18 protein-coding genes and 6 pseudogenes are annotated in these 24,929 nt (G+C 69.6%); 16 read left to right on the top strand and 8 right to left on the bottom strand.

The window, feature by feature from the left end; genetic code table 11:
• Positions 1–957 (bottom strand): ACP S-malonyltransferase, encoded by a 957-nt coding sequence (locus MCAG_RS26680; protein ID WP_007076060.1) that lies wholly within the window; start codon positions 955–957, stop codon positions 1–3.
• Between the two features lie 10 nt (positions 958–967).
• Positions 968–1,870 (bottom strand): proline iminopeptidase-family hydrolase, encoded by a 903-nt coding sequence (locus MCAG_RS26675; RefSeq protein WP_007076059.1) that lies wholly within the window; start codon positions 1,868–1,870, stop codon positions 968–970.
• Between the two features lie 179 nt (positions 1,871–2,049).
• On the opposite strand from MCAG_RS26675, the gene MCAG_RS26670 reads away from it, so the two are divergent.
• From MCAG_RS26670 to MCAG_RS32965, 4 genes and pseudogenes are all read left to right on the top strand, one after another.
• Positions 2,050–3,318: a nucleotide disphospho-sugar-binding domain-containing protein gene (locus tag MCAG_RS26670; protein ID WP_050778083.1), complete on the top strand. Its 1,269-nt coding sequence runs from the start codon at positions 2,050–2,052 to the stop codon at positions 3,316–3,318.
• Between the two features lie 16 nt (positions 3,319–3,334).
• Complete coding sequence (locus MCAG_RS26665) at positions 3,335–4,645, top strand: glycosyltransferase family 2 protein (RefSeq protein ID WP_157548261.1); 1,311 nt, start codon at positions 3,335–3,337, stop codon at positions 4,643–4,645.
• A 98-nt stretch (positions 4,646–4,743) separates the two neighbouring features.
• On the top strand, positions 4,744–7,689 hold the full coding sequence (locus MCAG_RS26660) for a tetratricopeptide repeat protein (protein ID WP_198141641.1): 2,946 nt from the start codon (positions 4,744–4,746) through the stop codon (positions 7,687–7,689).
• Between the two features lie 226 nt (positions 7,690–7,915).
• Positions 7,916–8,153 (top strand): annotated as a pseudogene (locus MCAG_RS32965) (transposase family protein); the annotation flags it as partial.
• A gap of 115 nt (positions 8,154–8,268) precedes the next feature.
• Here MCAG_RS32965 and MCAG_RS26655 read toward each other — a convergent pair.
• Positions 8,269–8,916: pseudogene (locus MCAG_RS26655) on the bottom strand (transposase); the annotation flags it as partial.
• 463 nt (positions 8,917–9,379) lie between these two features.
• Here MCAG_RS26655 and MCAG_RS31460 point away from each other — a divergent pair.
• Both MCAG_RS31460 and MCAG_RS31455 read left to right on the top strand, forming a co-directional pair.
• Positions 9,380–9,670, top strand: a pseudogene (locus MCAG_RS31460) (transposase); the annotation flags it as partial.
• A gap of 106 nt (positions 9,671–9,776) precedes the next feature.
• Positions 9,777–10,145 (top strand): annotated as a pseudogene (locus MCAG_RS31455) (ArsR/SmtB family transcription factor).
• 218 nt (positions 10,146–10,363) lie between these two features.
• On the opposite strand, the gene MCAG_RS26650 reads toward MCAG_RS31455, so the two are convergent.
• Together MCAG_RS26650 and MCAG_RS26645 are read right to left on the bottom strand one after the other, a co-directional pair.
• Positions 10,364–11,194, bottom strand: coding sequence for an NmrA/HSCARG family protein (locus tag MCAG_RS26650; RefSeq protein ID WP_007076051.1), 831 nt, complete (start codon positions 11,192–11,194; stop codon positions 10,364–10,366).
• A 141-nt stretch (positions 11,195–11,335) separates the two neighbouring features.
• The gene (locus tag MCAG_RS26645) at positions 11,336–12,286 is read right to left on the bottom strand and encodes a zinc-binding dehydrogenase (protein WP_036378042.1); all 951 of its coding nucleotides are present in this window, start codon (positions 12,284–12,286) and stop codon (positions 11,336–11,338) included.
• 92 nt (positions 12,287–12,378) lie between these two features.
• Between MCAG_RS26645 and MCAG_RS26640 the strand changes: the two genes are divergently transcribed.
• Positions 12,379–13,038 carry a TetR/AcrR family transcriptional regulator gene (locus tag MCAG_RS26640; protein WP_157548259.1) on the top strand — a complete coding sequence of 220 codons (660 nt, stop codon included), beginning with the start codon at positions 12,379–12,381 and terminating at the stop codon, positions 13,036–13,038.
• A gap of 110 nt (positions 13,039–13,148) precedes the next feature.
• A pseudogene (locus MCAG_RS26630) lies at positions 13,149–14,443 on the top strand (IS701 family transposase).
• Between the two features lie 145 nt (positions 14,444–14,588).
• On the opposite strand, the gene MCAG_RS26625 reads toward MCAG_RS26630, so the two are convergent.
• Entirely contained in the window at positions 14,589–15,161 is a 573-nt protein-coding gene (locus MCAG_RS26625) for a TetR family transcriptional regulator (protein ID WP_007076046.1), read from the bottom strand.
• 72 nt (positions 15,162–15,233) lie between these two features.
• Between MCAG_RS26625 and MCAG_RS26620 the strand changes: the two genes are divergently transcribed.
• Both MCAG_RS26620 and MCAG_RS31920 read left to right on the top strand, forming a co-directional pair.
• A complete protein-coding gene (locus MCAG_RS26620) occupies positions 15,234–16,130 on the top strand; it encodes an oxidoreductase (protein WP_036375403.1) in 897 nt (298 codons plus the stop codon).
• Positions 16,131–16,197: 67 nt separating this feature from the next.
• Positions 16,198–17,430, top strand: a pseudogene (locus MCAG_RS31920) (ISL3 family transposase); the annotation flags it as partial.
• A 517-nt stretch (positions 17,431–17,947) separates the two neighbouring features.
• Here the strand turns inward: MCAG_RS31920 and MCAG_RS26610 are convergent.
• Both MCAG_RS26610 and MCAG_RS26605 read right to left on the bottom strand, forming a co-directional pair.
• On the bottom strand, positions 17,948–18,448 hold the full coding sequence (locus MCAG_RS26610; protein WP_036375400.1) for a Clp protease N-terminal domain-containing protein: 501 nt from the start codon (positions 18,446–18,448) through the stop codon (positions 17,948–17,950).
• Complete coding sequence (locus tag MCAG_RS26605; protein ID WP_036375397.1) at positions 18,445–18,660, bottom strand: hypothetical protein; 216 nt, start codon at positions 18,658–18,660, stop codon at positions 18,445–18,447. The genes MCAG_RS26610 and MCAG_RS26605 overlap by 4 nt, the downstream gene beginning before the upstream one ends.
• Before the next feature lie 338 nt (positions 18,661–18,998).
• On the opposite strand from MCAG_RS26605, the gene MCAG_RS29955 reads away from it, so the two are divergent.
• From MCAG_RS29955 to MCAG_RS26580, 6 genes are all read left to right on the top strand, one after another.
• Positions 18,999–20,042, top strand: coding sequence for an AAA family ATPase (locus MCAG_RS29955; RefSeq protein ID WP_050778081.1), 1,044 nt, complete (start codon positions 18,999–19,001; stop codon positions 20,040–20,042).
• The gene (locus MCAG_RS29950) at positions 20,005–21,669 is read left to right on the top strand and encodes a LuxR family transcriptional regulator (RefSeq protein WP_050778080.1); all 1,665 of its coding nucleotides are present in this window, start codon (positions 20,005–20,007) and stop codon (positions 21,667–21,669) included. The genes MCAG_RS29955 and MCAG_RS29950 overlap by 38 nt, the downstream gene beginning before the upstream one ends.
• Positions 21,670–21,831: 162 nt before the next feature.
• A complete protein-coding gene (locus tag MCAG_RS31445; protein WP_369751388.1) occupies positions 21,832–22,281 on the top strand; it encodes an alpha/beta fold hydrolase in 450 nt (149 codons plus the stop codon).
• Positions 22,282–22,290: 9 nt separating this feature from the next.
• Entirely contained in the window at positions 22,291–23,124 is an 834-nt protein-coding gene (locus tag MCAG_RS26590; protein WP_007076040.1) for an alpha/beta fold hydrolase, read from the top strand.
• Complete coding sequence (locus tag MCAG_RS26585) at positions 23,121–23,909, top strand: alpha/beta hydrolase (protein WP_007076039.1); 789 nt, start codon at positions 23,121–23,123, stop codon at positions 23,907–23,909. Before MCAG_RS26590 ends, MCAG_RS26585 begins: the two co-directional genes overlap by 4 nt.
• A complete protein-coding gene (locus MCAG_RS26580) occupies positions 23,906–24,697 on the top strand; it encodes an MBL fold metallo-hydrolase (protein ID WP_036375394.1) in 792 nt (263 codons plus the stop codon). The genes MCAG_RS26585 and MCAG_RS26580 overlap by 4 nt, the downstream gene beginning before the upstream one ends.
• Positions 24,698–24,929 lie beyond the last annotated feature (232 nt).

The raw sequence follows: 24,929 nt of genomic DNA, 5'->3' as shown, positions 1-24,929 counted from the left end.
TCACCCGGCGACCGCGTTCCGGCGCCGGGGCAGCAGGGCCAGCCTCGGGTTGACCGCCAGCACCTGGAAGTTCCGGGTGGTGGCGGGCACCCGGCCGAAGAGGCTGTCCGGCCCGGCCACGCAGACCGTCCCGACGGACAGCCGGCGCAGCGTCGCCAGCACGGCCGGCCACCGCATCGGGTGGTCGAAGCCGTCCAGCAACATGGCCCGGATCCCCTCTCCGGTGCGTACCACCGACCCGTCCTGGTCGGCCACGACGGCCGTTCGCGGGTCCGCGAACGGCAGGTCACCGAGCACCTCGTCCTCGGCCTTGCGGCGCAGCGCGCCGAAGGCCGCCGAGTGCATCGGCGGGCGCATGGCGTAGAGCGGCAGGCCGCCCGCCCGGCGGACGCCGGCCTCGAACCGCTCGACGGCGCGCTCGCGCAGCGACACCATGGCGAAGTCGTCGTCCAGGTAGCAGGAGATGTCGTACCACTCGCCGCGCGCGCCGAGATCTGCCAGCACCTCGCCCAGCCGCTCCGCCGGGGTCCGCACCACGGAGACGGTCACCACGTCCCGGTGCTCGGTGGCGAAGAACTCGGCCATGCACCGGGCCAGCCGGACGGTCAGCCAGATCGCCTCGTCGGCCGGCAGCGCCCCGACGAACGCGGTCAGCGGCTTGCCCCCGAAGCTGGGTCCGGCACAGACATCGGCCTGTACCCCGAGTTCGTCCCGGGCCCACTGCGCCAGGGCCAGGCAGCTGACCAGGAAACCGACCTGGGCGTACTCGCTGTAGTCCCCCTCGGCCTCGCTGAACCGATCGATCAGCGAGTAGCCGAGCCGGGCGTCGGCGATCGCGACCAGTCGCCGCGCCGCCGGGTTGGTCACCAGAAAGCGGCCCACGTCGGGGAACCGGGTCGGCCCCATCCCCGGAAACACCATCGCGGTCGCCGTGCGCTCCTCGTCCACTGTGTACACCCTTTCGGCTCTAGCCGCGGAGCCCGTGGAGGAAGTCGACCATGACGCGGTGGAAGCGCTCCGGCTCCTCCAGGTGCGGCAGGTGACTCGACTCCGGGAAGATCTCCCACCGGACGTCCGGGATGTGCTCCTGGTACGGGCGGACGGTGGTCGGGGTGGCCTCGTCGTACCGGCCGGAGATGACCAGCGTCGGAACCGCGATGTCGGCCAGCCGGTCGATCACCGACCAGTCCCGCAGCGTCCCCGTGACGTGGAACTCGCTCGGCCCGTTCATCACCGAATACACCGTCGGGTCGTTGCTGGTCTCCAGGAACGAGGCCAGGTAGTCCGGCGGCCACGGCACGACCCGGCAGACATGCCGGTCGTAGAAGACCCGCATGGCGCGGTGGTACTCGTCGCTGTCGGTGGTTCCGGCGGCCTCGTGCCGGCGCAGCGTGGCGTCCACGTCCGGGGGCAGCGCGGCCCGCAGCACCGCCATCTCCTGACGCCACAGAACGTACGAGGCGGGCGCGTTCGCGATCACCAGGCCGCGAAGCCCCGATGGTCGGCCCGCGGCGTGGCAGGCGGCCAGCATCCCGCCCCAGGACTGCCCGAACAGCACGTAGTTGCCGGCCACGCCGAGCCCGTGCAGCAGGTTGTCCAGCTCGTCGAGGAACAGCCGCGGGGTCCAGAACTCCGCGCCCCGGTCGCTCAGATGCGTCGAGCCGCCGTTGCCGAGCTGGTCGTAGTGCACCACCGGCCAGCCCGCAGCGGCCAGCGAGCACAGGCCGAGTAGGTAGTCGTGGCTACTACCCGGTCCACCATGGACGGTGACCACGGCCGGAACCGGGGTGTCCAGCGATCCGGTCACCCGGTACCAGGTGCGGAACTCACGGTAAGGCAGCCAGCCCTTGGCGTCGGGCGCCACAGCCACGCGACATCACCTCACCGGAGAAGCCAGAGTCCGCCCGACCGGGCCACCCGGACCTGTCTAGCCGGGGCGTCGACCGGCCCACCAGCCCCTATGGGGTCGGCCGGTCGACGCCCCCTAACCCGGCCGCGCACTGGCCCGGACCCGGCCGGGGCGTGGTTACGCTGGCCGCCGTGCGAGTCATGTTGATGGTCTTCCCGACCAGGACGCATATCTACGGCGTCGCGCCGATCGGCTGGGCGCTGCGGGCGGCGGGGCACGAGGTGCGCTTCGTGGTGCAGCACAACCCGGCCGAGGTCGAGCCGTTCCTGGAGACCGGCCTGGACACCATGTGGTTCGGGGACGACTTCGACCTGGCCCGGCACCGGCGCGCGGCCCGGGGGCTGGACAGCGAGGGCGGAATGGACTCGGCGTACAAAATCTCCGAGAGCCGGCCGGAGAAGTACACCGACGACTACATCCGCACCGTCTACGACATGTGGGCCTGGGCCCTCCACTGGGCGGCACCCGAGTCCTTCCTGGACGATGTGCTGCCTTTTGCCCGATGGTGGCGACCGGACCTGGTGCTCTGGGATCCGATCGTCTACGCCGGGCCGCTGATCGCCCAGGCGGTCGGCGCGGCGAGCATGCGGATGCTGATCGCGGCGGACCAGACCGCCCGGATCTCGTTCCAGTACCGGGACCTGATGCGCCGGGTGGATCCGGCCGGCCGGGAGCCGGACCCGCTGGTGACCTGGATGTCGCAGTGGCTGGACCGGCACGGCTGCGCGTTCGACGAGCGGCTGCGGTTCGGGCACGCCAGCATCGACCCCGGGCCCGCGTGCATCCGGTACGACCTTCCCGTCAACTACGTACCGGTCCGGTTCGCGCCGTTCAACCGGCCGCTGCCGATGCCGGACTGGCTGCTGGAGAAGCCGGCCCGGCCGCGGATCTGCGTGACCCTCGGCGTCTCCGCCCGGCAGGTGCACGGGCAGGAAGAGACCTCGGTGGCCAGCCTGCTCGACGGGCTGGCCGACCTGGACGTCGAGGTGGTCGCCACGCTCAACGCCGAGCAACTGGCCGACGTGCCCCGGCTGCCGGACAACGTCCGCGCGGTCGATTTCGTGCCGCTCAACGAGCTGCTGGCCGGCTGCGCGGCGATCGTGCACCAGGGCGGCGGCGCGACACTGGGCAACGCGGTGGTCAACGGGGTACCGCAGCTCATCATCCCGGGTACCACCTGGGCCGAGCGGGTCTCCGCGCTGGCCCAGGAGAAGCGCGGCTACGGCCTGTTCCTGGAGCTGGAGGAGGTCACCGCCGAGGCGGTCCGGCATCGGGTGATCCGGCTGCTGGCGGAGCCCTCGTTCCTCGCGTCTGCCCGCGAGGCACAGCAGGAGATGCTGGCCACCCCGACCATGCACGACATCGTTCCCGAGTTGGAACTCGCCGCGGCCCGGCACCGTGGCGCCTGATCGAGTGGAGACCGCCGTGTTGAGTGTGGTTATTCCCACCTACAACGACGCGCACTGCCTGGAACTCACCCTGCGCTCGCTCGCCGGGCAGACCCTGCCGGCCGAACTGTTCGAGGTCATCGTGGTCAAGGACGGGCGGTTGAGCGGCTACGAGGGCATCGAGCGGCACGGTCCGGGCCTCGACCTGCGGGTGGAGACCCTTCCGCAGCGCCGGGGGCGGTCCGGCGCCCGGAACGCGGGCATCGCGCTGGCCAGCGGAGCGACGGTGCTGTTCCTGGACAGCGACTGTTACGCCGATCCGCAGTTGCTCGCCCGGCACCACGCGTTCCACGCCGAGCGGACCGGCCCGCACGTGCTGCTGGGCAACCGGCACGAGATCGACTGGCCGCACTTGGCGCTGCTGCTGCGGGATGAGCCGATCCCGCCGGACCTGCTCGCCGCCGCGCGGCACCAGGACATCAAGTTCGCCGGCCTGGACCCCGCGGAGATCGCCGGATACATGCAGACCCCCTGGCTGTTCGCCCACTCCAACAACGCCTCCCTCCCCCGGGACCTGCTGACCGCGGTGGGCGGATTCAACGAGGAGTTCGGCAAGCGCTGGGGCTGGGAGGACCTGGAGCTGTTCTACCGGGTGTACCAGCACCTGGACCGGCACGCCGAGGCGTTCGAATACGACCTCGGCGCGGTCTCCTACCACCTCCTTCAGCACCGCGACCAGAACAAGTACTACCAGGAGATGTTCGAGAACAGGCCGGTGCTCCGGCGGCTGCACCCCAACATCGACTGGGAGTTCCAGTCGATGCGGTCGTCGCCCGAGGTGTCCACGAAGGTCCGCTACTACCGCGCGGTGATCGAGCAGTGCGTCAAGGCCGGCACCGGCCGGTTGGCTCCGGTCTGGCCGTGGCTCGCCCGGAAGCTGCCGTCCACCGGCCAGATCCTGTTGATCGGCACTGGGACCGGCGAGGTGCCGGTTCCCCAGGACGCGTTGACCTTCGACTACCAGGCACCGCCCGGATCGGGCAACTACCACCTGGTCGGGGTCAACATCCCGGCCGGCGGTGGCGCGCTGGACCGGGTGGTCAGTGTGGACTTCTGGCGCTGCCTGCAGTGGTACGACCTGTGCGACTTCCTCCACGAGGCGACCCGGGCAGCCGCGCAGGTGCTGCTGGTGCACACCGCCGGCGCCGAGGTGCCGCACGACGCGATGCGCACCCCCGCCGAGATCGACTACCTGATCCGGGCCCTCGCCCCGGCGTTCCAGGTGACCGTGGACCACGCCGGGTCGGGCATCACCGGGATCACCGTACGCCGGCGGCCGGCAGGCTGATTTCCCGGACCCGCCGCTGCCGCCTACGGGCGAACGCATGGTCCCGCGAGACGTTCGCCAACCGACGTACAGTCAATGGCGTCTATATGATCGCAGGCATGCGTGCGGGCGAAGGCGTGCTTGTCCAAATCCTCGGATCGGTCCGCATCTGGCGCGACGGGCAGGAAATCGGTCTCGGCGCCACCAGCAGGCGGACCGTCCTCGGCATCCTGGCGCTGGCCAACGGGCAATCCGTGCATAGATCCGACATCGCTGATTCGCTCTGGGGCGAGCATCCGCCGGCCAGCGCCGCGAACGTGATCCAGACGCACATCAAGCACCTGCGCCGGCTGCTAGAGCCGCACCGGCCGGCCCGTTCACCGAGCAATATCCTGCCGTCGATGGGCGACGGATACGCCCTCTGCCTCCCCGACGGCAGGCTGGACCTGGCCCGGTTCCGCAGCCTGGTCGCGACGGCCATGCAGGTCCGCGCCGAGGGCGACGAGCATCGGGCGGCGGCCCTGCTCGCCGAGGCGCTGAGGCTATGGCACGGCCCGCCGTTCGCCGACGTCCCGGCGCTGGCCCGGCACCCCAAGGCGGTCGCGCTGGAGGTGGAGCGGCGCAGCGTGCTGGCCCGGTGCGGTGACATGATGATCAATATCGGGATGGCCGCGGACGCCCTGCCGTTGCTGGAGGAGGCGGCCGCCGCGCAGCCGCTGGACGAGGACGCGCAGGCCCGGCTGATCCGCGCCTATCACGCAGTCGGGCAGCGCGGCCGGGCATTCGCCACCTACCACGCCACCCGGCGCCGGCTGGCCGACGAGTTGGGGGTGGATCCCGGCCTGAACCTCGCCTCCACGCACACCGCGCTGCTGACCGACGCCGCCCCGGCCGCACCAGCCCGGCCGCCCGCGGCGCACCCGGTGCCGGCTCAACTGCCCGCGGACATTCGCGACTTCACTGGCCGGGTGAGCGAGCTACGCGAGCTGGACACGCTGCTGGACGAAAACGGCCCAGGTATGCCGATCTGCGTGATCTCCGGTACCGCCGGGGTGGGCAAGACCGCGTTGATCTTGCACTGGGCGCACCGGGCCCGGGCCCGGTTCCCGGACGGCCAGCTCTACGTTGACCTGCGCGGCTACGACCCGAAGCAGCCGGCCTCGGCCGATGACGTGCTGGTCCGGTTCCTGACCGCGCTCGGCGTGCCGGCCGACAGCATCCCGCTCGACCTGGAGGGCCGGGCCGAGCGATACCGCACCGAGATGGCCGACCGGCGGGCACTGGTGGTGCTGGATAACGGCGCCAGCCCCGACCAGATCCGGCCGCTGCTGCCCGGTGCCCCCTCCTGCGCCGTGCTGGTCACCAGCCGCAGCAGCCTGGCCGGCCTGGTCACCCTGCACGGCGCCTACCGGCTCAGCCTGGACCTGCTCACCATCCAGGACGCCACCAGCCTGCTCCGCCGCCTGATCGGTGCCCGGGCGCAATCCGAGGAGCAGGCCACCGCGGTGCTCGCAGAGCAGTGCGCCCGGCTGCCGCTGGCGCTGCGGCTCGCCGCCGAACTGGCCAGCACCCAGCCGACCACCCGCCTGGCCGATCTGGTGCGGGAGCTGGAGGATCAGCGGCGCCGGCTGCGGTGGCTGGACGCCGGCGGCGACCCCCGAGCCGCGGCCCGGGCGGTTTTCTCCTGGTCGTACCGGCACCTCCCGGACCGGGTGGCGACGGCGTTCCGCCGCGCCGGCATTCACCCCGGCCCCAGCCTGGAGCCCTACGCGATGGCCGCGCTGAACGATGCCGACCTGCCCGCGGCTGACCAGATGTTGACCCAGCTCACCCGGGCCCACCTGGTCCAGCCGGCCGGCGCCGGGCGGTTCAGCATGCACGACCTGCTGCGCGCGTACGCGGCCGAGCTGAGCGAGGCGGAGGACACCGCGGCCGACCGCGCGCAGGCGATCGGCCGGCTCCTAGACCACTACCTGTTCACCATCATCGTCGCGATGGACCTGCTGCACCCCGGTGACCGGCACCACCGGCCCCAGGTGGCAGATCCGGGAACCCCCGCGCCACCGATGCCGGACCCCGCCCAAGCGCGCGGCTGGTTGGACGCCGAGTTGCCGACGCTCACCGTGATCTGCGGGTACGCCGCCACCCACGACTGGCCGACACACGCGATCCGGTTCTCCACCGCACTCTTCCGCTACCTGGAGTCCGCCCCCTACGCCGACGCGCTCACCATCCACACCCACGCCCTGCACGCCGCCCGCCGGATCGACGACACCGCCGGGCAGGCGCACGCCCTGACCAACATCGGCTCGGTGTACCGGCTCCAGGGCCAGTACCGGCCGGCCATTACCCATCTGGAGAGAGCGCTGGCCCTCCACCGGCAGACCGGGGACGGCTACGGCATCGCACGTACGCTGTCGCACTTGGGCATCGTTTACGAGCGGCTGGGCGACTACCGGCGCTCCGTGCGCTACCAGGAGCAGGCGCTGGCCGCGTACCGCCAGATCGCCGACCGGTACGGCGAGGCCGGCTCGCTGATCAACCTGGGCACTGCGAACGGCTACCTCGGCCGGCACGACTTGTCCAGCGAGAACCTTCAGGACGGGCTGACCATCTTCCACGAGATCGGGGAACGCAGCGGCGAGGCGATCGGCCTGGCCAACCTCGGGGACCTCTACAACCAGCTGGGCCGACACCACGAGGCGGCCGAGCACCTGGAGCGAGCGCTGGTGCTCTTCCGCGAGCTCGGCCACCGCTACGGCGAGGCCACCACACTGGCGAACGCCAGCGCCGCCCAGGTCCAGATCGGCCGGTACGAGCAGGCCCGGGAGAACCTCGAACAGGCCCTGACGATGTACCGCGACCTGGGGCACCGCTACGGAGAGGCGAGCGCGCTGAATGGGCTGGGCGAGCTACTCCACGCCACCGGCCGGCCGCACGAGGCGCTGTACCACCACAACGCCGCGCTGACCCTGGCGGTGGAGACCGGCGACCGGGACGAGCAAACCCGCGCCCAGCACGGCATTGACCGCGCCCGGCAGCCGCGGCCCGGCGATCCGGGCTGAGGCCGCTTCAGACCTCCTGGGTCACCGGCCACACCATCGGACAAAAACACCAATCGTCACCACGTATCCCGGTCGAACCTGCACCCGGTCTGCCGGGAACCACGCCCGACATGACCGTCTGCACCGGGTCTGTCAAACGAACGGCCCTGTCTCAGTTTCGGTGGTGACAGACAGTGGCCGGTGTCGTTGTTCCTATGTGGAGGACGTCAACAGACTTGTACAGACGGTGTTCTCCGGGCTGTCCCCGCTGGTCATCGAGGACGTGACCGACGAGGGTGAGCGGATCCTAGTGCTCGCCCGGACGCCACGGGACACCGCGGTCTGCCCGAGGTGCGGGGCGTCGTCGGGACGGGTCCACGGCTATCACTGGCGGACAGTGGCCGACGTTCCGCTCGACGGGCGGGTGGGTGGTGGTCCGTGTGCGGGTGCGGCGTCTGGTGTGTCCCACGCGTGGCTGCCGTCACAGGCCGGTTCGTTTGGTTAGGTCCCTTTCGGGGTGAGGGTGAACACTCCGGGTTGGTGCTCGGTCAGGATGTGATGCTTGACCATGCGTTTGAGCTTCGCGCGGGCGCTCTCGACATGTTTCGGCACGAACCCGGGCCGGGTGTCGGACCGTTTGACGACCTCGACGTCGACCCCCAGGACGGCGCCGTGCAGGGCGAGTTCCTGCTTGAACCCGGCATCCACCCAGGCCCGGGTGACGGTCGGGGTGTGCGCGACGACTTTGTCGAGCAGCTGGATGCCGATGGCGTTGTCGGTGACCGAGGCGGCGGTCACCACGACCGCGATGACCAGACCGAGTCTGTCCACGGCCAGGCCCCGCTTACGGCCGGGCACCTTCTTGCCGACGTCCTTGCCGGTCGTGGACGCGGGCACATGGTTCGCCGCGCGGATCGACTGGGTGTCCAACACGATCGCGGTCGGGTCCTCGGCCCGGCCGGCCTTCTCCCGCGCCTGGCAGCGCAGCAGGTCATGGATCGTCTGGTCGGTGCCGTCGTCCCGCCACAACGCGAAGTAGTAGTAGGTGGCCGACTTCGGCGGCAGGTACGCCCACTGGCAGCCGGTCCGGTTCTGGTAGAGGATTGGGTTCACGATCTCCCGCAGGTCGTAGTCGCCCTGATGGCCCGAGACCGAGACCCGCCTGGCCTTCCACGCGCGCAGGAACGGCCAGATCAGCGCCCACTGCGCGTCGGTGACGTCACTGGGGTACGGTTTTCGATCACCCATGACCGGCCTAACGCTGCCCCGCCTCGAAGGTCACGACCGAGGTTCACATTCCACGGCATCGTGGATCAGCTATCATGGCTGACCCACACAAAGCCCCTCAACCGGGCGCGGACCATAGATCAACTCAAAGATTCTCGAGCCGTCCTCTCATACTGCCTCTCCGGGGATCGCTGTTGGGTTCATGAGCACGAAGCCACCCGCTGAACGTCACCTCGTGGCGACGTCGGACGGCAATGCGTATCGGTCACTTCGCACCACGCGAAGCTGGCCCGTGTTCTTTAACGATCGAGTCGCGGCAGCAGCCCGCTCCGACCGTCAAGCCCGGCGGTCGGAGCGTAACGGTGTAACGGATAGCCCGGGTTACTGAGAATGGTCACCGTACGGGGTAAATGAGAATGTGCAGGTCCTAATACTGCAACGGCAGTAGGCGAATCGTCTTCGGGTCGGGTTCGTTGGTCTGCTTGTGACGGATGTTGATGTCGATCGTTGGCATGGGGAGTTGGACCGGCTGCATGCTCGGATCGGTGTGCGGTTTCGCCGGTCAGAGCCTCGGCGGCGGGCGCGGCAGTACCTGTGCGGGCTGGTCTCGGGCTTGGGCCGTAAGAACGGTTGGACCCTGGCGGAGCAGGCCGGGGATGTGTCGCCGGACGGGATGCAAAGGTTGTTGCGGTGGGCGGACTGGGACGTCGACGCGGTCCGTGACGATGTGCGGGACTACGTGGTCGAGCACCTCGGTGACCCGGCCGGGGTGCTGACCTGGCCTTCATCATCACCCCGACCTGACGACGGGGCAGGCTCCCACACGAGATGACGGTGATCCTGCCCTCGTTCCACCGGCGCCCGAGGGTGTTGCTGCAACGATACGAGACGTGGGAACTGTGAAGACTGCGACGCCCGTCATCTCGCCCCTTGCCGGCGAGCCCATCAAGCGTGCCGATGCCGAGCGGCTCGCGGGAGTGCTGAAGGCATTCGCGGGACCCGGCCCGGCTACGCCTGCTCAGTTTGATCCAGTCGGCTCCAGAGGGGGAAGCGTCCGTCAGTGACCTCACCGCGCCACGCGGGCTCTCCCAGCCGACCGTGAGTCATCACCGGATCCTGACCGAGGCCGGCCTGCTTGAGCGTGAAAGCGCGGCGTCTGGGCGTACTACCGCCTCGTGCCGTCCGCCATCGCCGCGATCGCCGACCTGCTGACGCCACCCCGCGAACGAGCAACGAAGAAGACTCGCTGACCGGCGCCATTTAAGACCGGTGCCGGTGCCGGCTGACCCGGCGATGCGAGGGCCGGAACGCCTCGGGTTCTAGCCTGCCGTGATGGTGGACGAGGAAGCGCGGCCGGAATTCAGGAAGTGGTCCGACCGGGTGTTCGACGGAGGCCCGGCCGGCAGCCCTTTCGTTGTCTTGATCGTGGGGTTCGGCCGGGCCGTCGAGGTCGGGGTAGCGCACGACATCAGCGGCCGGTGGCGAGGCGGCTTCGGAGGAACTCCTCGAGTGTGAGCAGGGTGGGGAATCGACGGCGTAGGTCGGCAATGTCGGCTTCGTAGCCGCTTTCGGCGAACCATTCGAACATGCGACCGTCGATGGGTTGCGGTTCGAGGCGCGTTGGTGTGCCGGTGAGCTTCTCGTAGATCTCGGCGACCTGGGTGAAGGTGACCTCGTCACCGGCGATCTCAATCTGCTGCCCGAGATCGGCCGGGTGGTCGAACGCGTGCGCGGCGATGAGGCCGATGTCGTCCGAGGCGATCATCTGCATGGGGCGGTCGGGCAACACCGGCAGCTTCAGGACGCGTTCATCGGCGGCGTCGGCATAGTAGAGAAGGTTGTCCATGAAGAACACCGGCCGCAGGATGGTCGCCGGCAGGCCCAGCGCTCGTATGTGACGTTCGATCTCGGCTTTGCTCTCGAAGTGTTCGATGCCGGTGTGTCGGTCCGCGCCGCCGACCGAGCTGTAGATGAGATGCTTGACACCGCTCTGCGTGGCGACATCCGCGACGGTCTTGCCTTGTCTGACCTCTGCGGCGAGGGTGTCCGGCTCGTGCGCCAGCGCCTGGACGCTGAAGACGCCATGCACGCTGTCCATCGCGGTGCGCAACGAATCCGCGTCCTCCATGTCTCCGGTAACAAGGGTGGCGCCCAGATCCTGGAGTGCCCGCGCCGCCGGTTTGGCAGGGTCGCGAACGAGTGCCCGCACCTGCCAGCCGCTTTGCAGTAAGTGTCGTGCGGTGGCCCCGCCCTGGTTGCCGGTAGCGCCGACGACAAGAACAGTTTTCTGCTGGGTCATTGTTGTCCTTCATCAGAGGGTGGTTGCGAGGTGCGCACCGGACATGAGGGGACCGGTGGGCCGCCCGGTGCGGCGCTTGACGTGGTTGGTACCGGCAGCGGCCGAGTGGTGCGAGGGTGGCGCGGGCGGCCACCGAGGCGGTCAGGACACGACGAGCAAGGTCTTGCCGACGGTTCTGCGTTCCTCGATGGCCCGGTGCGCGGCGGCGGCCTCGGCGAGCGGGAACGTCTGGCCGACGACCGCCCGTAGTCGGCCGCGGATCGCGAGCACAAGCGCCTGCTCGGTCAGCGCGCGTGCCTCCGCCGCAGTGGGGGCGGTCCCGTTGTCCACGACCCGGATCTGGTGGTCGGGCCGAGTGAACGAGCCAGCTGCCATTCCGTAGATACTGACCCGGCCGCCGGCCCGCACCGCGGCAAGGCCTTGTGCGCCCACGTCACCGCCGATGCCGTCGAAGACGACATCGGCGCCGGCGCCGCCGGTGAGGTCGACCACCTCGCGTTCCCAAGCAGGACGGGTGTAGTCCACGTAGTGTGCGGCCCCCAGCGAGGTGATCAGATCGCCCTTGCCGCGGGCCGCCCCGATGACCCGGGCACCCGAGTCGACCGCGAGCTGCACCAGCAGGCTGCCGACACCACCGCCGGCCGCCTCCACCAGCACCCATTCGCCGGGCCGGACCTGTGCCCTGCGATGCAGCAGGACAGCCGTGCGACCGTCGGCCAGCAACGCCACCGCGTCACGAAGCAGCATGCCGGCCGGAACTGGTACGCAGTTGGTGGCCTCCGCCACGGCGAGCTGCGCGTAGCCGCCACTGCCGCCGGTGGTGGTCACCACGACTGTCCCGCTCAGCGCGGGGTCCACCTGCGGCCCGGTGGCGACGATGCGGCCACCGACGCCGTTGCCCGGCACCATCGGCAGCGGCGGCCTGGCCTTGGCCGCCGGACCGCGCCCCGCACGCACCTGTGTCTCGACAAAGGTGATGCTGGCGAACTTCACCGATACCAGCACCTGGCCCGGTCCCGGTGTCGGGTCGTGGATCCGGCGGAACCGCAAGACCTCCGGACCTCCGAACTGTTCCAGCGTCACCGCGTACATGATCAAAGCCCCTCCGCCTTAACGGAGCGATATGCTCCGCATGGGTCACGTTATACCGGAGTAAATCGCTCCGCAACTGGTAGGATGTGGCCGTGAGCACACCGCCGCCGCGTCGCGCTCCCCGGCAGGCCGAAGCCGAACGAAACGACCGTGCGCTGCTCCAGGCCGCCAGGGAAGTCCTCGCCATCGATGGAGCACACGCCACCGTCGCCGCGATCGCCGCACGCGCCGGCGTCGGAATCGGCAGCCTGTACCGCCGGTACCGCACCAAGGAGGAGCTGTTTCAGCAGCTGAGCACGCTCTCGCTGCGACACTCGGCCGAGGCGGCCGAACGGGGCCTGGCCGCTGAAGACCCCTGGGAAGGCCTATCCCGCTACGTGACCGCGTGCATCGAGTTCGGGCAAGGCTCGCTCGCCCCCGTCGCCGGCACCATCGAGGTCACCGACGACATGCGGGCGCTGGCCAGAACGGCCAACAAACGGCTGATGGCCCTGGTCACCCGCGCCCACCAGGCCGGCGTCCTGCGGCCGGAGGTCACGCCGGTAGACATCTCGCTCCTGATCGAACAACTCGCCAGATCACCTGTCGTCGACCAACTCCGCCAACAGGGTCGAGAAGGCCTGATGCCCGCCGCGACCGAGGCACGCAAACGAATCATCACCATCGCACTCAACGGCCTACGCGCCGGCAACGGCGACCCGCTACCGGGCGAGCCACCCACCGACCAGCTCTTCACCGAACGCTGGCGGTAACTCAGTCGGGGCTGTCTCGGGGCCTCGCCAACGGTTTTTCCGGTGATCGTGGCTTACTACTGCAAGGGCAGTAGGCGAATCGTCTTCGGGTCGGGTTCGTTGGTCTGCTTGTGACGGATGTTGATGTCGATCGTTGGCATGGTGAGTTGGACCGGTTGCATGCTCGGATCGGGCCCAGGTTTCGTCGGTCGGAGCCTCGTCGGCGGGCGCGGCAGTACCTGTGCGGGCTGGTCTCGGGCTTGGGCCGTAAGAACGGTTGGACCCTGGCGGAGCAGGCCGGTGATGTGTCGCCGGACGGGATGCAGCGGTTGTTGCGGTGGGCGGACTGGGACGTCGACGCGGTCCGTGATGATGTGCGGGACTACGTGGTCGAGCACCTCGGTGACCCGGGCGGTGTGCTGAATGTTGACGACACCGGGTTCCTGAAGAAGGGCACGCGGTCGGCCGGGGTGCAACGCCAGTACTCCGGTACCGCTGGGCGGACGGAGAACTGCCAGGTCGGGGTGTTCCTGGCCTACCGCTCGGCCAAGGGCCACGCGTTGATCGACCGGCAGCTGTACCTCCCGACGTCGTGGACCGACGACCGCCAGCGGTGCCGGGCCGCCGGGGTCCCGGACGAGGTGGAGTTCGCCACGAAGGTGCAGATGGCCCGCCAGATGCTGGCCCGAGCGTTGGACGCCGGGGTGCCCGTGGGGTGGGTGACGATGGACGAGGCCTACGGGCAGTCGAAGTCGCTGCGGGTGTGGTTGGAACACCGGGATGTGGCTTATGTGGTCGCGACCCGCTGCAACGACGACATGATCACCACCACGATGGGCATCGCCCGCGCTGACCAACTCATCGCCGCCCTGCCTGCTCGGGCGTGGTGCCGGCTGTCCGCCGGCGCCGGCGCCCACGGCCCCCGCGAGTACTGGTGGGCACGAGTGCCGGTGCGCGTCGGCTGGCAACCCGGACGCGGGCACTGGCTGCTCGCCCGGCGCAACATGAGCACCGGGGAGATCGCCTACTACGTCTGCTACGGCCCTCGCCGCACCCGCCTGGTCGACCTGGCCCGCATCGCCGGCACCCGGTGGGCGATCGAGGAGTGCTTCCAACAGGCCAAGAACGAAGCCGGCCTCGACGAATACCAGGTCCGCGACTGGCGAGCCTGGCACGCCCACATCACCCTCGCGATGGCCGCCCACGCCTGGCTGTCCGTCGCCCGATCCCTTACCACAAAAGGGGAACCGGTCCCGGCGACGACATGATGATCGGCTACACGGTACCGGAGATCCGAAGACTGCTCACCGCACTCGTAGTGCGATCGACCCACCTACCCGAGCAGGTCTGGGCCTGGTCCCGATGGCGCCGACGACGCCAACACCAAGCCCGAACCTGCCACTACCGACGACGCGGCTACCCCTGACCAACTGCCGTTGCAGTACTAAGCGTCGTCGAAGTCGACCAGGCCGTGACCTGTCCGGTGAGGGACCCCTCAAGGAGGCGGCCGGTTCGCGCAGCAATCGGCGAGCTCCCGCCGATCGAGATAAAGGGGGCGGAGTCGGCGCCGATCACCTCGGGAAGGCGAGCGTGAAGGTTTCATCGAGCAGGTCGGCGATGTCGCGCTTGCCATCGCCGGCGACCCATGCGCCCAGCGCGGCATCGAGCGCGGCGAAGGCGACTCCGACGGCGACCACCGGTTGCAAATCGTGCCGGGAGGCCTTTTCCCGCAGCGCCAAAGTTTCGGCCAACGCGGCCTTCCACTCCGCCTGCCGCTCCAGATATCTGGCGTTGAGCGCAGGCGTGTGCAGGATGAGCCGGGTCAACCGCAACGTCTTTTCCGGGATCTCGGCGCATGCCTGTTCAAACAAGCAAAACGTCTGGCGTAACACCGTCGCGGGCCGCTCGCCCGTAGGTCGAGCCTCGAGCGCGGCACGTAGTTCCTCGCCCACCGTGGCCAAGGACTCGACGATCACATCCTCCTTGGATTGGAAATAGCGGAAGAACGTGCGCCGCGACACACCCGCAGCGGCAGCGATCTGATCGATGGTGGTGTCCTCGAAATCCTGGATGGCCAGCAGCTTGAGCGCGGCCTCGGCGAGCTCGTCGCGGACGAGCTGCCGCTTGCGGTGTGCGAGGTTCACGTGACCATGGTAGCTGATTCGTCACGCCACGCCAGGGTTGACACTGAGTGCCACTCGCGGCATGCTGTGAATATGACATGGACCGCGCAGGATATCTCCGACCAGACCGACCGCACCTTCCTCGTCACCGGCGCCAACAGCGGCCTGGGCTACGTCACCGCGCTCGAGCTGGCCCGCCACCACGGCCACGTCATCATGGTCGTGCGCAACGAGGCCAAGGGCCGCGAGGCGCTCGCCTCGATCGGCGCAGCCGTGCCAGGCGCCAGCCTGCAGCTGCTCGTGGCCGACATGGCTGACCTCGATTCGGTCAAACGGCTCGCCGCCGGACTGCGCGACCACACGATCGATGTGCTGGTCAACAACGCGGGCATCATGATGCCGCCCCGCTCGCTGAGCCCGCAGGGACACGAGAGCCAGTTCGCCACCAACCATCTGGGTCACTTCGCGCTCACCGGGCTGCTGCTCGACCAGATCACCGATCGGATCGTGACCGTCAGCTCGGACCTGCACCGCTCAGGCTCCATCCACTGGGATGACCTGACCGGCGCGAAGAAATACTCGCCGGCCGGCTTCTACTCGCAATCCAAGTTTGCCAACGTCCTGTTTGGACTCGAACTCGACCGGCGGCTGCGCGCCGCAGGCTCGGCCGTGCGCAGCATCATCACCCATCCCGGCTACGCTGCCACCAACCTGCAGACCACCGGACCCACCGGCATGATGAAAGTTCTCGGCCGCATCACCAATCGCGTCTTCGCCCAGCCGGTGCAGAAGGGCGCCTGGAGCCAGCTCTACGCGGCCGTCTCACCCGAGGCGCTCAGCGGACAATACATCGGACCCAAGGGCCGCAGCGGTTTCCCGACCGTGCAAGATCCCGTGGCCGCTGCCACCTCGCCAGAGTCGGCCAAACGGCTGTGGGAGCTATCCGAAGACCTCACCAGCGTGCACTACCACCTGCCGGTGACAGCATAGGTTCGGACACACCCCAACCGGAGTGTTCACCCTCACCCCGAAACGGACCTAACCTAACGAACCGGCCTCTCACACCTTCCGTGAACAGGTTCCCGGGTGTTGGAGCGATACCAGCGCCGCACGGCCCGTTTGAACAGGCAGGTAAAAGCCGTCGTCAAGGAGTTGGCGGGCCGGGCAGGGGCGCGTTTGCTGGCGATACCGGCCATGGGCCTGTCCCGTCACACGGCCCTGCGCACTCTGCTGCGCATCCCGTTGCCCACCGGGCGGACGCCCCGGGTGATCGGCGCCGACGATTTCGCCCTGCGCCGGCGGCACCGCTACGCCACCGTGGTGATCGACGCCGAGACCCATGAGCGGATCGACGTACTACCCGACCGCACCGCCAACACCCTGCAAGCGTGGCTGCGCGAGCATCCCGGCGTCGAGGTCGTGTGCCGAGACGGCTCGGCCACCTACGCCGAAGCCATCCGCCGCGCCCTACCCCACGCGGTGCAGGTCGCGGACCGGTGGCACCTATGGCACAACCCATGCGAAGCGACCCTCAGCGAGGTGAAGGCACACAGCACCTGCTGGGCCCCCGTACTGGACGCACCCATCTACGACGGGCCCCGCGCACAGACGACCCTGCAACGCTGGCACCAGGCCCACGACCTGCTCGACCAGGGCGTGGGCCTGCTCGAATCCGCCCGCCGCCTACAACTGGCCCTGAACACCGTCACACGCTACGCACGAGCAGACCGACCCGAGCGGATGCTCCGCGTCCCCAAATACCGCGCCAGCCTCGTCGACCCCTACCGCGAACACCTGCGCAAACTTCCAGCCCAGGACCCCGGCGTCCCCGTCGCGCACCTCTTCTACGAGATCAAGGCCCTCGGCTACACCGGCTGCCTCAACCTCCTGCACAAGTACATCAACCAGGGCCGCGCGGACGCCGACCGCAGCCACATCTCCCCCGCCGGCCCGCCCCGATTATCCTCACCAGACCCGACAACCTCACACCCGAGCATCGACATCTACTGGCACAACTCACCGCAGCCTGCCCCGAGATGACCCAACTCGCCGCCATAGTCGGGCGCTTCGCCGAACTCCTGACGCCCCAGCCGAAAAACCCGACCGGCTCTCGCTCTGGACCGTCCAGGTCCGCGCGGCCGACCTACCTCATCTGCACGCCTTCACCCGAGGCCTGCAACGCGACCGCGACGCCGTGAACGCCGCGCTCACGCTTCCCTACAGCAACGGCCCCACCGAAGGCGTCAACACCAAAACCAAACGGATCGCCCGCCAAATGCACGGACGAGCAACGGGATCAGCGTGGACGAGATCGGCCGGGGCTCGAGATTCCGACGTCGGCTACATGCGTAACGTGCATGCGATTCTTGCCGGACTTGCCTTCTCCGAGACGCGGGAGTAGACGCGGCCCAGGACGCAGGACAGACGCGGCTCTACCATCAAGAACCGCAGACGATGCAGGTCGTTGGTGGCGGACCGGCTGTTCGGCGAGCCGGCTGGCGGTACTGCCCGAGACTCGGCGGCAACGGATCATCAAAGAACGACAATTCGATCTCTTTGAGGTCGACGAGTCTCGAACTGGGCATTGCCGCGTTTGGCCGCCAAATCGTAGACCCAGCGGCCGACCTCCTCTCCCTTGCGCTCGACACCGACGGCGTCACCGTTGCGTTCAGGATGCGTTTGAGGCCGGACGCGACGGCGGCGATGTCGGTCTCGGCGGCGTTGCAGCTGTCCGTTCAACAGAAATTTCGGGCAGTGCAGGATGGGCCGTCGCGAATGTCGTGGTCTGTTCCGTTGGGGGGCCAGTCTCAGCGCCCGGTGAGGACCTCACCGGCGGCGGCACTCAGCGCGCCGCGGTCGACGCCGAGTGTCTTCAACGCCCGGGCGACGGTGCCGCGTTCCTGGTCGGCGACCGCGGCGACGACATGCGCCCCGCGCAGCGGTGACCGCCGACCGGCCTTCGCGAGTTGCACCGCGGCCTGGAAGACCTCCTGCCCGGGAGCGGTCAGCCGGTAGATCCCGCCGGCCGGGGCGGCCGCCGGCAGCGGCAGGCCGGCGCTGGCGACGTGGACGCCGATGTCGTGCATCGCCTGCTGGTGCGCCTCGTCGACCGCCGCCCGGAACCCGGCCGGGTCGGTGCCGGCCCGTTCGAACGCCCGCCGGGCCGTGCCGTCGGGCAGGTCGAACGCCGCCAGCAGGAGGTGCTCGGGGCCGGGTAGGTTGTCGCCGGACTGCTGCGCCTCGGTCTCCGCGGCGGTCAGCAGCATCTTGATGGTGCGCATGTCCTGGATGGTGCGGGGAAGTCTCACGTTTCGTCCTTCTCCTGTGCGATTTTCTGGGCGAGTTTCTTGTGGGCCGCCTGGGCGCTGATGCCAAGTGCCTGGCCGATGTGGGCCCAGGTCCACCCCTGCCGCAGCGCGTGGTCGACCGCGGCGCGCTCCAGCTGGTTGGCGAGGCGTCGCAGCGCCACGACCGCGGCCAGTGCGGCCTCCGGGTCCTCGGGTGGTGGAACCTCAACCATGTCATCAACTTTAGTTGATAGGGAGATCATCCGTCAACAACCGTTGATGATCAAGAAGTACTCGGGCCTGGCCATCCCTGCCAACCGGCGTAGTCACACGAGCGCGGTGACAATCACCGTGGAAAAGTGACAACTACGGCCGGCTGTCACATTCAGCGACCAATCCCCGCTACCGGGGCCAGACGCTGGGTCATACCCGGACACGCCGGATGGGCCTACCAGGGGCACAAGGCGATCCACCTCGGCCGCAGTGCGCCCCGCCCGCAAATCCTCCTACCCGACAGCACCAACCCGCCCGGCCGCACCATCTCTAAGATCATTTTGGCTACCATGGGCGCATGCTGGTCGGCCGCGAGGCGCAGTCCATCGTGCTGACAGCGGTCGTCGATGGGGCGATAGACCAGCGTGGCGGTGCCACGGTAGTGCGCGGCGAGGCCGGGATCGGCAAGTCGGCGTTGCTCGCGCACGTGGCCACCCTGGCGGGTGAGCGCGGGATGCGAGTCATCGGCACGTCCGGGGTGCAGGCGGAGGTGCATGTGCCGTATGCGGCGCTACATCGGCTGCTGCGGTCGCTGCAGGTCGGTGCCGCGTTCCGGGCCGAGGACATCGAGTCGCCCTTTCGGGCCGCCGTGGATCTGCTGGAACTGCTCGGCGAGCAGCGGGAGCCGGTGTTCGTGGCCGTGGAGGACACGCATTGGCTCGACCGCGGCTCGTGGGAGGCGCTGACGTTCGCGGCTCGGCGAGTCGGGTCGGATCCGGTCGCGTTTGTGCTGACCGCGCGCGACGGCGAAGACATCGACGAGCTGCTGGCCAAGGCGGGGCTGCCGGAGGTGCGGCTCGAGCCGCTATCGGCGGTCGACGCGGGCGTGTTGCTCGATCGGGTTGCGCCGGGCCTCCTTCCCGCGCTGCGGGAGCGGGTGTTGGAGCAGTCGGCGGGTAACCCGCTGGGGCTGGTCGAGCTGGGCGGCGTGGCCGCGCGGTCGGGCAGCGGGGCGCTGCTCCCGTCGTGGTTGCCGCTGAGCACCCGGGTGGAGCGGACGTTCGCCGCGCTGGTGGCCGAGCTGCCGGTGGTCACGCGGTCGCTGTTGCTGGTCGCGGCGTTGGACGACGGCGACGGCCTCGACGAGGTCCTCGCGGCGTGCGCCCAGGTGGAAGGGCGGCCGGTGACCGTCGACGACGTCGAGCCGGCCGTCGTGACCCGGCTGGTCCAGGTCGACGACGCGTACCGGCTGCGGTTTCGGCATCCGCTGCTGCGGTCGGCGCTCTATCAGTCGGCCAGCGCGGCGCAGCGGCGGCGGGTGCACGCCGCGCTGGCCGAGGTGGTAGCCGCCGACCGTGAGCGGTATGTGTGGCACCGGGCAGCGGCGGCGGCCCGGGCCTGACGAGGCGCTGGCGCGGGAGCTTGCCGAGACCGCCACCCGGGCCGGGAACCGCCAGGCGGCCGGCGTCGCCTTGGCCGCGTTCGAGCGGGCGGTGCAGCTGAGCGAGGACCCGGCTGAACGGGGCCGGCGGCTGTTGGCCGCTTCGGAGGTCGCCTCCCAGCTCGGCGACATCGGTGCCGCGCGGCGGCTGCTCGGGGAGGTGGTCGACGAGCACCTGCGACCGGCCGACCAGGCGTGGCTGTCGTATCTACGCGAGACGTTCTTCGTCACCGGCTGGTCCGGCACCGCCCGGCTGGCCGTCTACGCAGAGCTGGTGGACGCCCTGCGCCGAGAAGGCGACCTGCGTCGGGCGGCGGACGCGTTACACGCGATGGGTCTGCGGTTCTTCTGGTCGAACGCGGAGCCCGAGACGATTCAGCTGTACCTGGACGTCGCCGACCAGTTCGACGCCGTCGAGGAGGACCCCCGCCTGGTGGCCACCGTGGCGATGATCGCGCCGATCGAGCGGGGCGCCGTCTCGCTGGAACGGATCACCCAACTGCGCACCCGTTTCGACCTGAATCCGGCCGAGCTGCACGCGCTGGGCTTGGCGTCCGGCGCCATCGGGGCGCTGGATATGGCGGCGCAGTTCTACGCGGCTGCCGCGGCCGGCGTGCGCGCCCAGGGGCGGATCGGTGTCCTCGCCCAACTGCTGACGAGCCAGGCGTTCACGGCGGCGAACCTAGGTGACGCGCGGGTGGCCGTGCCGGCGGCTGCGGAGGCCGCGAGCCTGGCCACCGAGACCGGCCAACCGGCGTGGGCGCTAACCGCACGGCTGATGCTCGGCCACGCCGAGGCCCTGCGCGGCGACGGTGCTGCCGCGCGGCAGGCGGCGGATCTCGGCGAGAGCATCCTGCTGCCGAGCGGGCGGCTGCCGATGCTGGCGCTGGTGCAGACGATCCGCGGGGTGGAGGCGCTCGCCGGCGGCCGGCCCGAGGACGGGTACCGGCAGCTGCACCGGATCTTCGACCCGGGTGACGTGTCGTACCACCCGCAGATGCGTTTCGTGACGTTGGGGCATCTGGCCGAGGCGGCCGCCCGGAGCGGGCAGGAGGGCGCGCTGCGCGCGATCGTCACGCAGCTCTCCCCGGTCGCCCGCGAGTGCGGGTCGCCCGCGCTCGCGGTGGCGCTGCGGTACGCCGGGGCGCTGCTCGCCAACGATGCCGCAGTCTTCGAGTTGGCGCTCGACGCTGATCTGTCCGGGTGGCCGTTCGAGCGGGCGCGGCTCCAGCACGCGTACGGCGTGTGGCTGCGGCGGCAGCGGCGGGCGGCCGAGTCGCGGCCGTTGCTCCGCTCGGCCGCGGCGACATTCGACGCCCTCGGCGCGGTGCCGTGGGCCGACCGGTCCCGGGCCGAGCTACGCGCGTCGGGTGAGTCGCTGCGCCGGTCGGTCGACGCGGCCGGCGTCCTGACCCCACAGGAGCTGCAGGTCGCTCGGCTGGCCGCCGAAGGGCTGAGCAACAAGGAAATCGCTGAGCGGCTGTTTCTGTCGCCGCGCACGATCACGACGCATCTGTACCGAATTTATCCGAAGCTCGGCATCAAGTCGCGCGGCGAGTTGGCACGGCTGATGGCCGATAGTACGTAGTCGTACGTACGCGAGCCGCCGGCCGTCGATCCTACGTTGGGCGGGTGGCAGGTAGGGCAATCCGCAACGGCAGCACACCGACGGTGCTGCTGGTGCACGACGCGTTCGCCGATACGGGCAGCTGGGGTGGCACGCTCCGGGCCGGCGCCGATCTCGGTACGGATGTCGTCGCTGTGCCGAACCCGTTGCGCGGTCTGGCTACGGACGGTCGGTACGTGGCGGCCGCCGCGGCGCTGGTTGACGGGCCGGTGCTGTTGGTCGGGCACGGCTATGGCGGCGCCGTCGTGTCCGTGGCGGCGGCGCGGGCCGACAACGTGGCGCGAGATCTTCGCTGCCGACGTGCCCGCCTCCACCGCTGCCGTCATGGCGGTCTCGCAGCGCCCCGCCGACCTGGCCACCCTCCGGCAGCCGTCCGGCGAGCCAGCCTGGAAGACCATCCCGTCCTGGACCCTCGTCGCCAAGGACGACCAGGTTATCCCGGCTGCCACGCAGCGGTTCATGGCCAACCGGGCCAGCGCCCACGTGGTCGGGGTACGCGCCTCACATGTGGCCATGACCTCCAGGCCCGACGTCACCCTCGCCCTCATCCTTCAGGCCGCATCACACCACTAGGAGCAGACCATGCCTTTCGTCACCACCGCCGATGGCACCGAAATCTTCTACAAGGACTGGGGCGCCGGCCGCCCGGTCGTGCTCAGCCACGGCTGGCCCCTGAACTCCGACAGCTGGGAGGCCCAGCAGCTGTTCCTCGCCGAGAACGGCTACCGGGCGATCGCGCACGACCGGCGCGGGCACGGCCGGTCGACGCAGACCTGGCACGGCAACGAGATGGACACGTACGCCGACGACCTCGCCGCCCTGATCGAGCATCTCGACCTGACCGACGTCACCCTGGTCGGGTTCTCCACCGGCGGTGGCGAGGTGAGCCGATACATCGGGCGGCATGGCACCTCGCGGGTCGCGCAGGTGGTGCTGGTCTCCGCGGTGCCGCCGCTGATGGTGCGCCGCGACGACAACCCTGGCGGCGTGCCGATCGAGGTGTTCGACGGCATCCGCGGCGGCTCCGCGGCGGACCGTTCCCAGCTGTACAAGGATCTCGCCGACGGGCCGTTCTTCGGCAACAACCGACCCGGCGCGTCCGTCTCGCAGGGCATCCGGGACGCCTTCTGGCTGCAGTCGATGGCCGCCGGACACCGCAACGCGTACGAGTCGATCGCCGCGTTCTCGGCCACCGACTTCCGCGACGACCTGGCGAAGTTCGACGTGCCCACCCTCGTCATCCATGGCGACGACGACCAGGTGGTGCCGTTCGAGGTCGGCGGCAAGGCGTCGGCCGCCCTGGTCAAGGACGCCGAGCTGATCGTCTACCCCGGCGCGCCGCACGGCATCACCGACACCCACAAGCGGCAGCTCGGCGACGACCTGCTCACCTTCCTGAAGGAGCACGACGGGTGAAACCGATCGTTCTGGTCCACGGCTTCTGGGTCACCCCACGCAGCTGGGAGAACTGGATCGCCCACTACGAGGCCAAGGGACACCAGGTGATCGCCCCGGGCTACCCCGGTTTTGAGGTTGAGGTGGAGGCGCTCAACGCCGACCCGGGCATCATCACCGCGGTGACCGTGCCGGCGATCATCGAAAAGCTGGAAGCCGAGATCGAGGCTCTGTCCGAGCCGCCGATCATCATCGGGCATTCGGCCGGCGGAGCGTTCACCCAGATCCTGCTCGACCACGGTTTCGGCGCGGCCGGCGTGGCGATGAACTCGGCGCCCACCGAAGGCGTCCGGGTCGTCCCGCTGTCCCAAGTCAAGTCGACGTTCCCGGTGCTCAAGTCACCGGCCAACCGGCACAAGGCGATCGGCCTGACTCTGGACGAATGGAAGTACGCCTTCACCAACACGTTCACCGCCGAGGAGTCGAAAGCGCTGTACGAGCGCTACCACATCCCGGCCAACGGCGGCATCCTCTGGGGCAGCGTGCTCGCCAACTTCCAGCCCGGACACCAGGACACCTGGGTCGACTACCACAACGACAACCGCGCGCCGCTGCTGTTCATCTCCGGCAGCGAGGACCACATCATGCCACCGGCCGTGCAGCGCTCCAACGCCAAACACTACAAGTCGAACACCGTCACCGAGCACGTCGAGTACGACGGCTACGCGCACCTGCTGCCTGCCCAGAAGGGCTGGGAGGAGATCGCCGACTTCGCCCTCGACTGGGCGCTACGCCACGCCCGATGACCACAGTGCGGATCACCCACATCGGCGGCCCGACCGTGCTGATCGAGGTGGAAGGGTGGCGGATCCTCACCGACCCGACCTTCGACCCGCCCGGACGCCGGTACACGTTCGGCTGGGGCTCGGCCTCCCGCAAGGAAACCGGGCCCGCGGTCCCGCTGTCCAGCCTGCCACCGGTCGACGCGGTCCTGCTCACCCACGACCACCACGCCGACAACCTCGACGACCTCGGCCGCTCGGTACTGTCCGCTACCGACACCGTCGTGACGACCGCGGCCGGCGCCGGGCGGCTCGGCGGCAGCGCCCGCGGTCTGCGGCCCTGGCAGGCCACCCGGCTCGAGTCCCCTGGGCGGCCCGCCCTCGACATCACTGCCACCCCGTGCCGCCACGGCCCACCGCTCAGCCGGCCGATCACGGGTCACGTCGTCGGCTTCGCGCTGCGCTGGGAGGGCCAGCGGCACGGCCAACTCTGGATCTCCGGCGACACCGTTTTCTACGGACGCGTCCGGCAGGTCGCGTCCCGACTCGACGTAGGCACGGTCCTGCTTCACCTGGGCGCGGTGCGGTTCAGCGTGACCGGCCCACTGCGCTACACCATGACCGGCCGCGACGGCGCCGCACTCTGCGACCTCCTGTGCCCACGGACGATCCTGCCCATACACTACGAGGGCTGGAGCCACTTCCACGAGGGACGCCCCGGAATTGAGGCAGCCTTCGCGAGCGCCTCACCCGCCGTCCGCGATGCCGTCCACTGGCTACCCCTCGGCACCCCCGAACCTATGGAGGTCTGACGCCCACGTCCTTTTCAGTGGGCGGTCCGGAGGACTATGTCCGTCATGACTCTGGCCGGCTACCCACCCAGCCGGTCCCGGATCGCCGCTAGCACCGCAGGCTGCTGGTCGATCAGATAGAAGCGCCTGCCGGGCAGCACCCGCAGCTCGCACGCACCCGTGGTGTGCTGGCACCACCCGCGCACGAGAGTCCCCTGGCACGACCGCCAACCCCCCGTCTTCGCCGGCGGGC

Source organism: Micromonospora sp. ATCC 39149 (assembly GCF_000158815.1).
Taxonomy (GTDB): domain Bacteria; phylum Actinomycetota; class Actinomycetes; order Mycobacteriales; family Micromonosporaceae; genus Micromonospora.
The sequence above is the reverse complement of the archived record's forward strand: the minus strand, read 5'-3'. Positions and strand labels throughout refer to the sequence as shown.

What these genes read in the sequence shown, in the direction of transcription:
- MCAG_RS26670 (WP_050778083.1), top strand. Translation starts at nt 2,050, where the DNA reads ATGTTGATGGTCTTCCCGACCAGGACGCATATCTACGGCGTCGCGCCG.
- MCAG_RS26605 (WP_036375397.1), bottom strand. Translation starts at nt 18,660, where the DNA reads ATGGTTGAGGTTCCACCACCCGAGGACCCGGAGGCCGCACTGGCCGCG.
- MCAG_RS29955 (WP_050778081.1), top strand. Translation starts at nt 18,999, where the DNA reads ATGCTGGTCGGCCGCGAGGCGCAGTCCATCGTGCTGACAGCGGTCGTC.
- MCAG_RS26645 (WP_036378042.1), bottom strand. Translation starts at nt 12,286, where the DNA reads ATGTACGCGGTGACGCTGGAACAGTTCGGAGGTCCGGAGGTCTTGCGG.
- MCAG_RS26650 (WP_007076051.1), bottom strand. Translation starts at nt 11,194, where the DNA reads ATGACCCAGCAGAAAACTGTTCTTGTCGTCGGCGCTACCGGCAACCAG.
- MCAG_RS26580 (WP_036375394.1), top strand. Translation starts at nt 23,906, where the DNA reads ATGACCACAGTGCGGATCACCCACATCGGCGGCCCGACCGTGCTGATC.
- MCAG_RS31445 (WP_369751388.1), top strand. Translation starts at nt 21,832, where the DNA reads ATGTCGTCGCTGTGCCGAACCCGTTGCGCGGTCTGGCTACGGACGGTC.
- MCAG_RS26660 (WP_198141641.1), top strand. Translation starts at nt 4,744, where the DNA reads ATGCGTGCGGGCGAAGGCGTGCTTGTCCAAATCCTCGGATCGGTCCGC.
- MCAG_RS26620 (WP_036375403.1), top strand. Translation starts at nt 15,234, where the DNA reads ATGACATGGACCGCGCAGGATATCTCCGACCAGACCGACCGCACCTTC.
- MCAG_RS26590 (WP_007076040.1), top strand. Translation starts at nt 22,291, where the DNA reads ATGCCTTTCGTCACCACCGCCGATGGCACCGAAATCTTCTACAAGGAC.
- MCAG_RS29950 (WP_050778080.1), top strand. Translation starts at nt 20,005, where the DNA reads ATGTGTGGCACCGGGCAGCGGCGGCGGCCCGGGCCTGACGAGGCGCTG.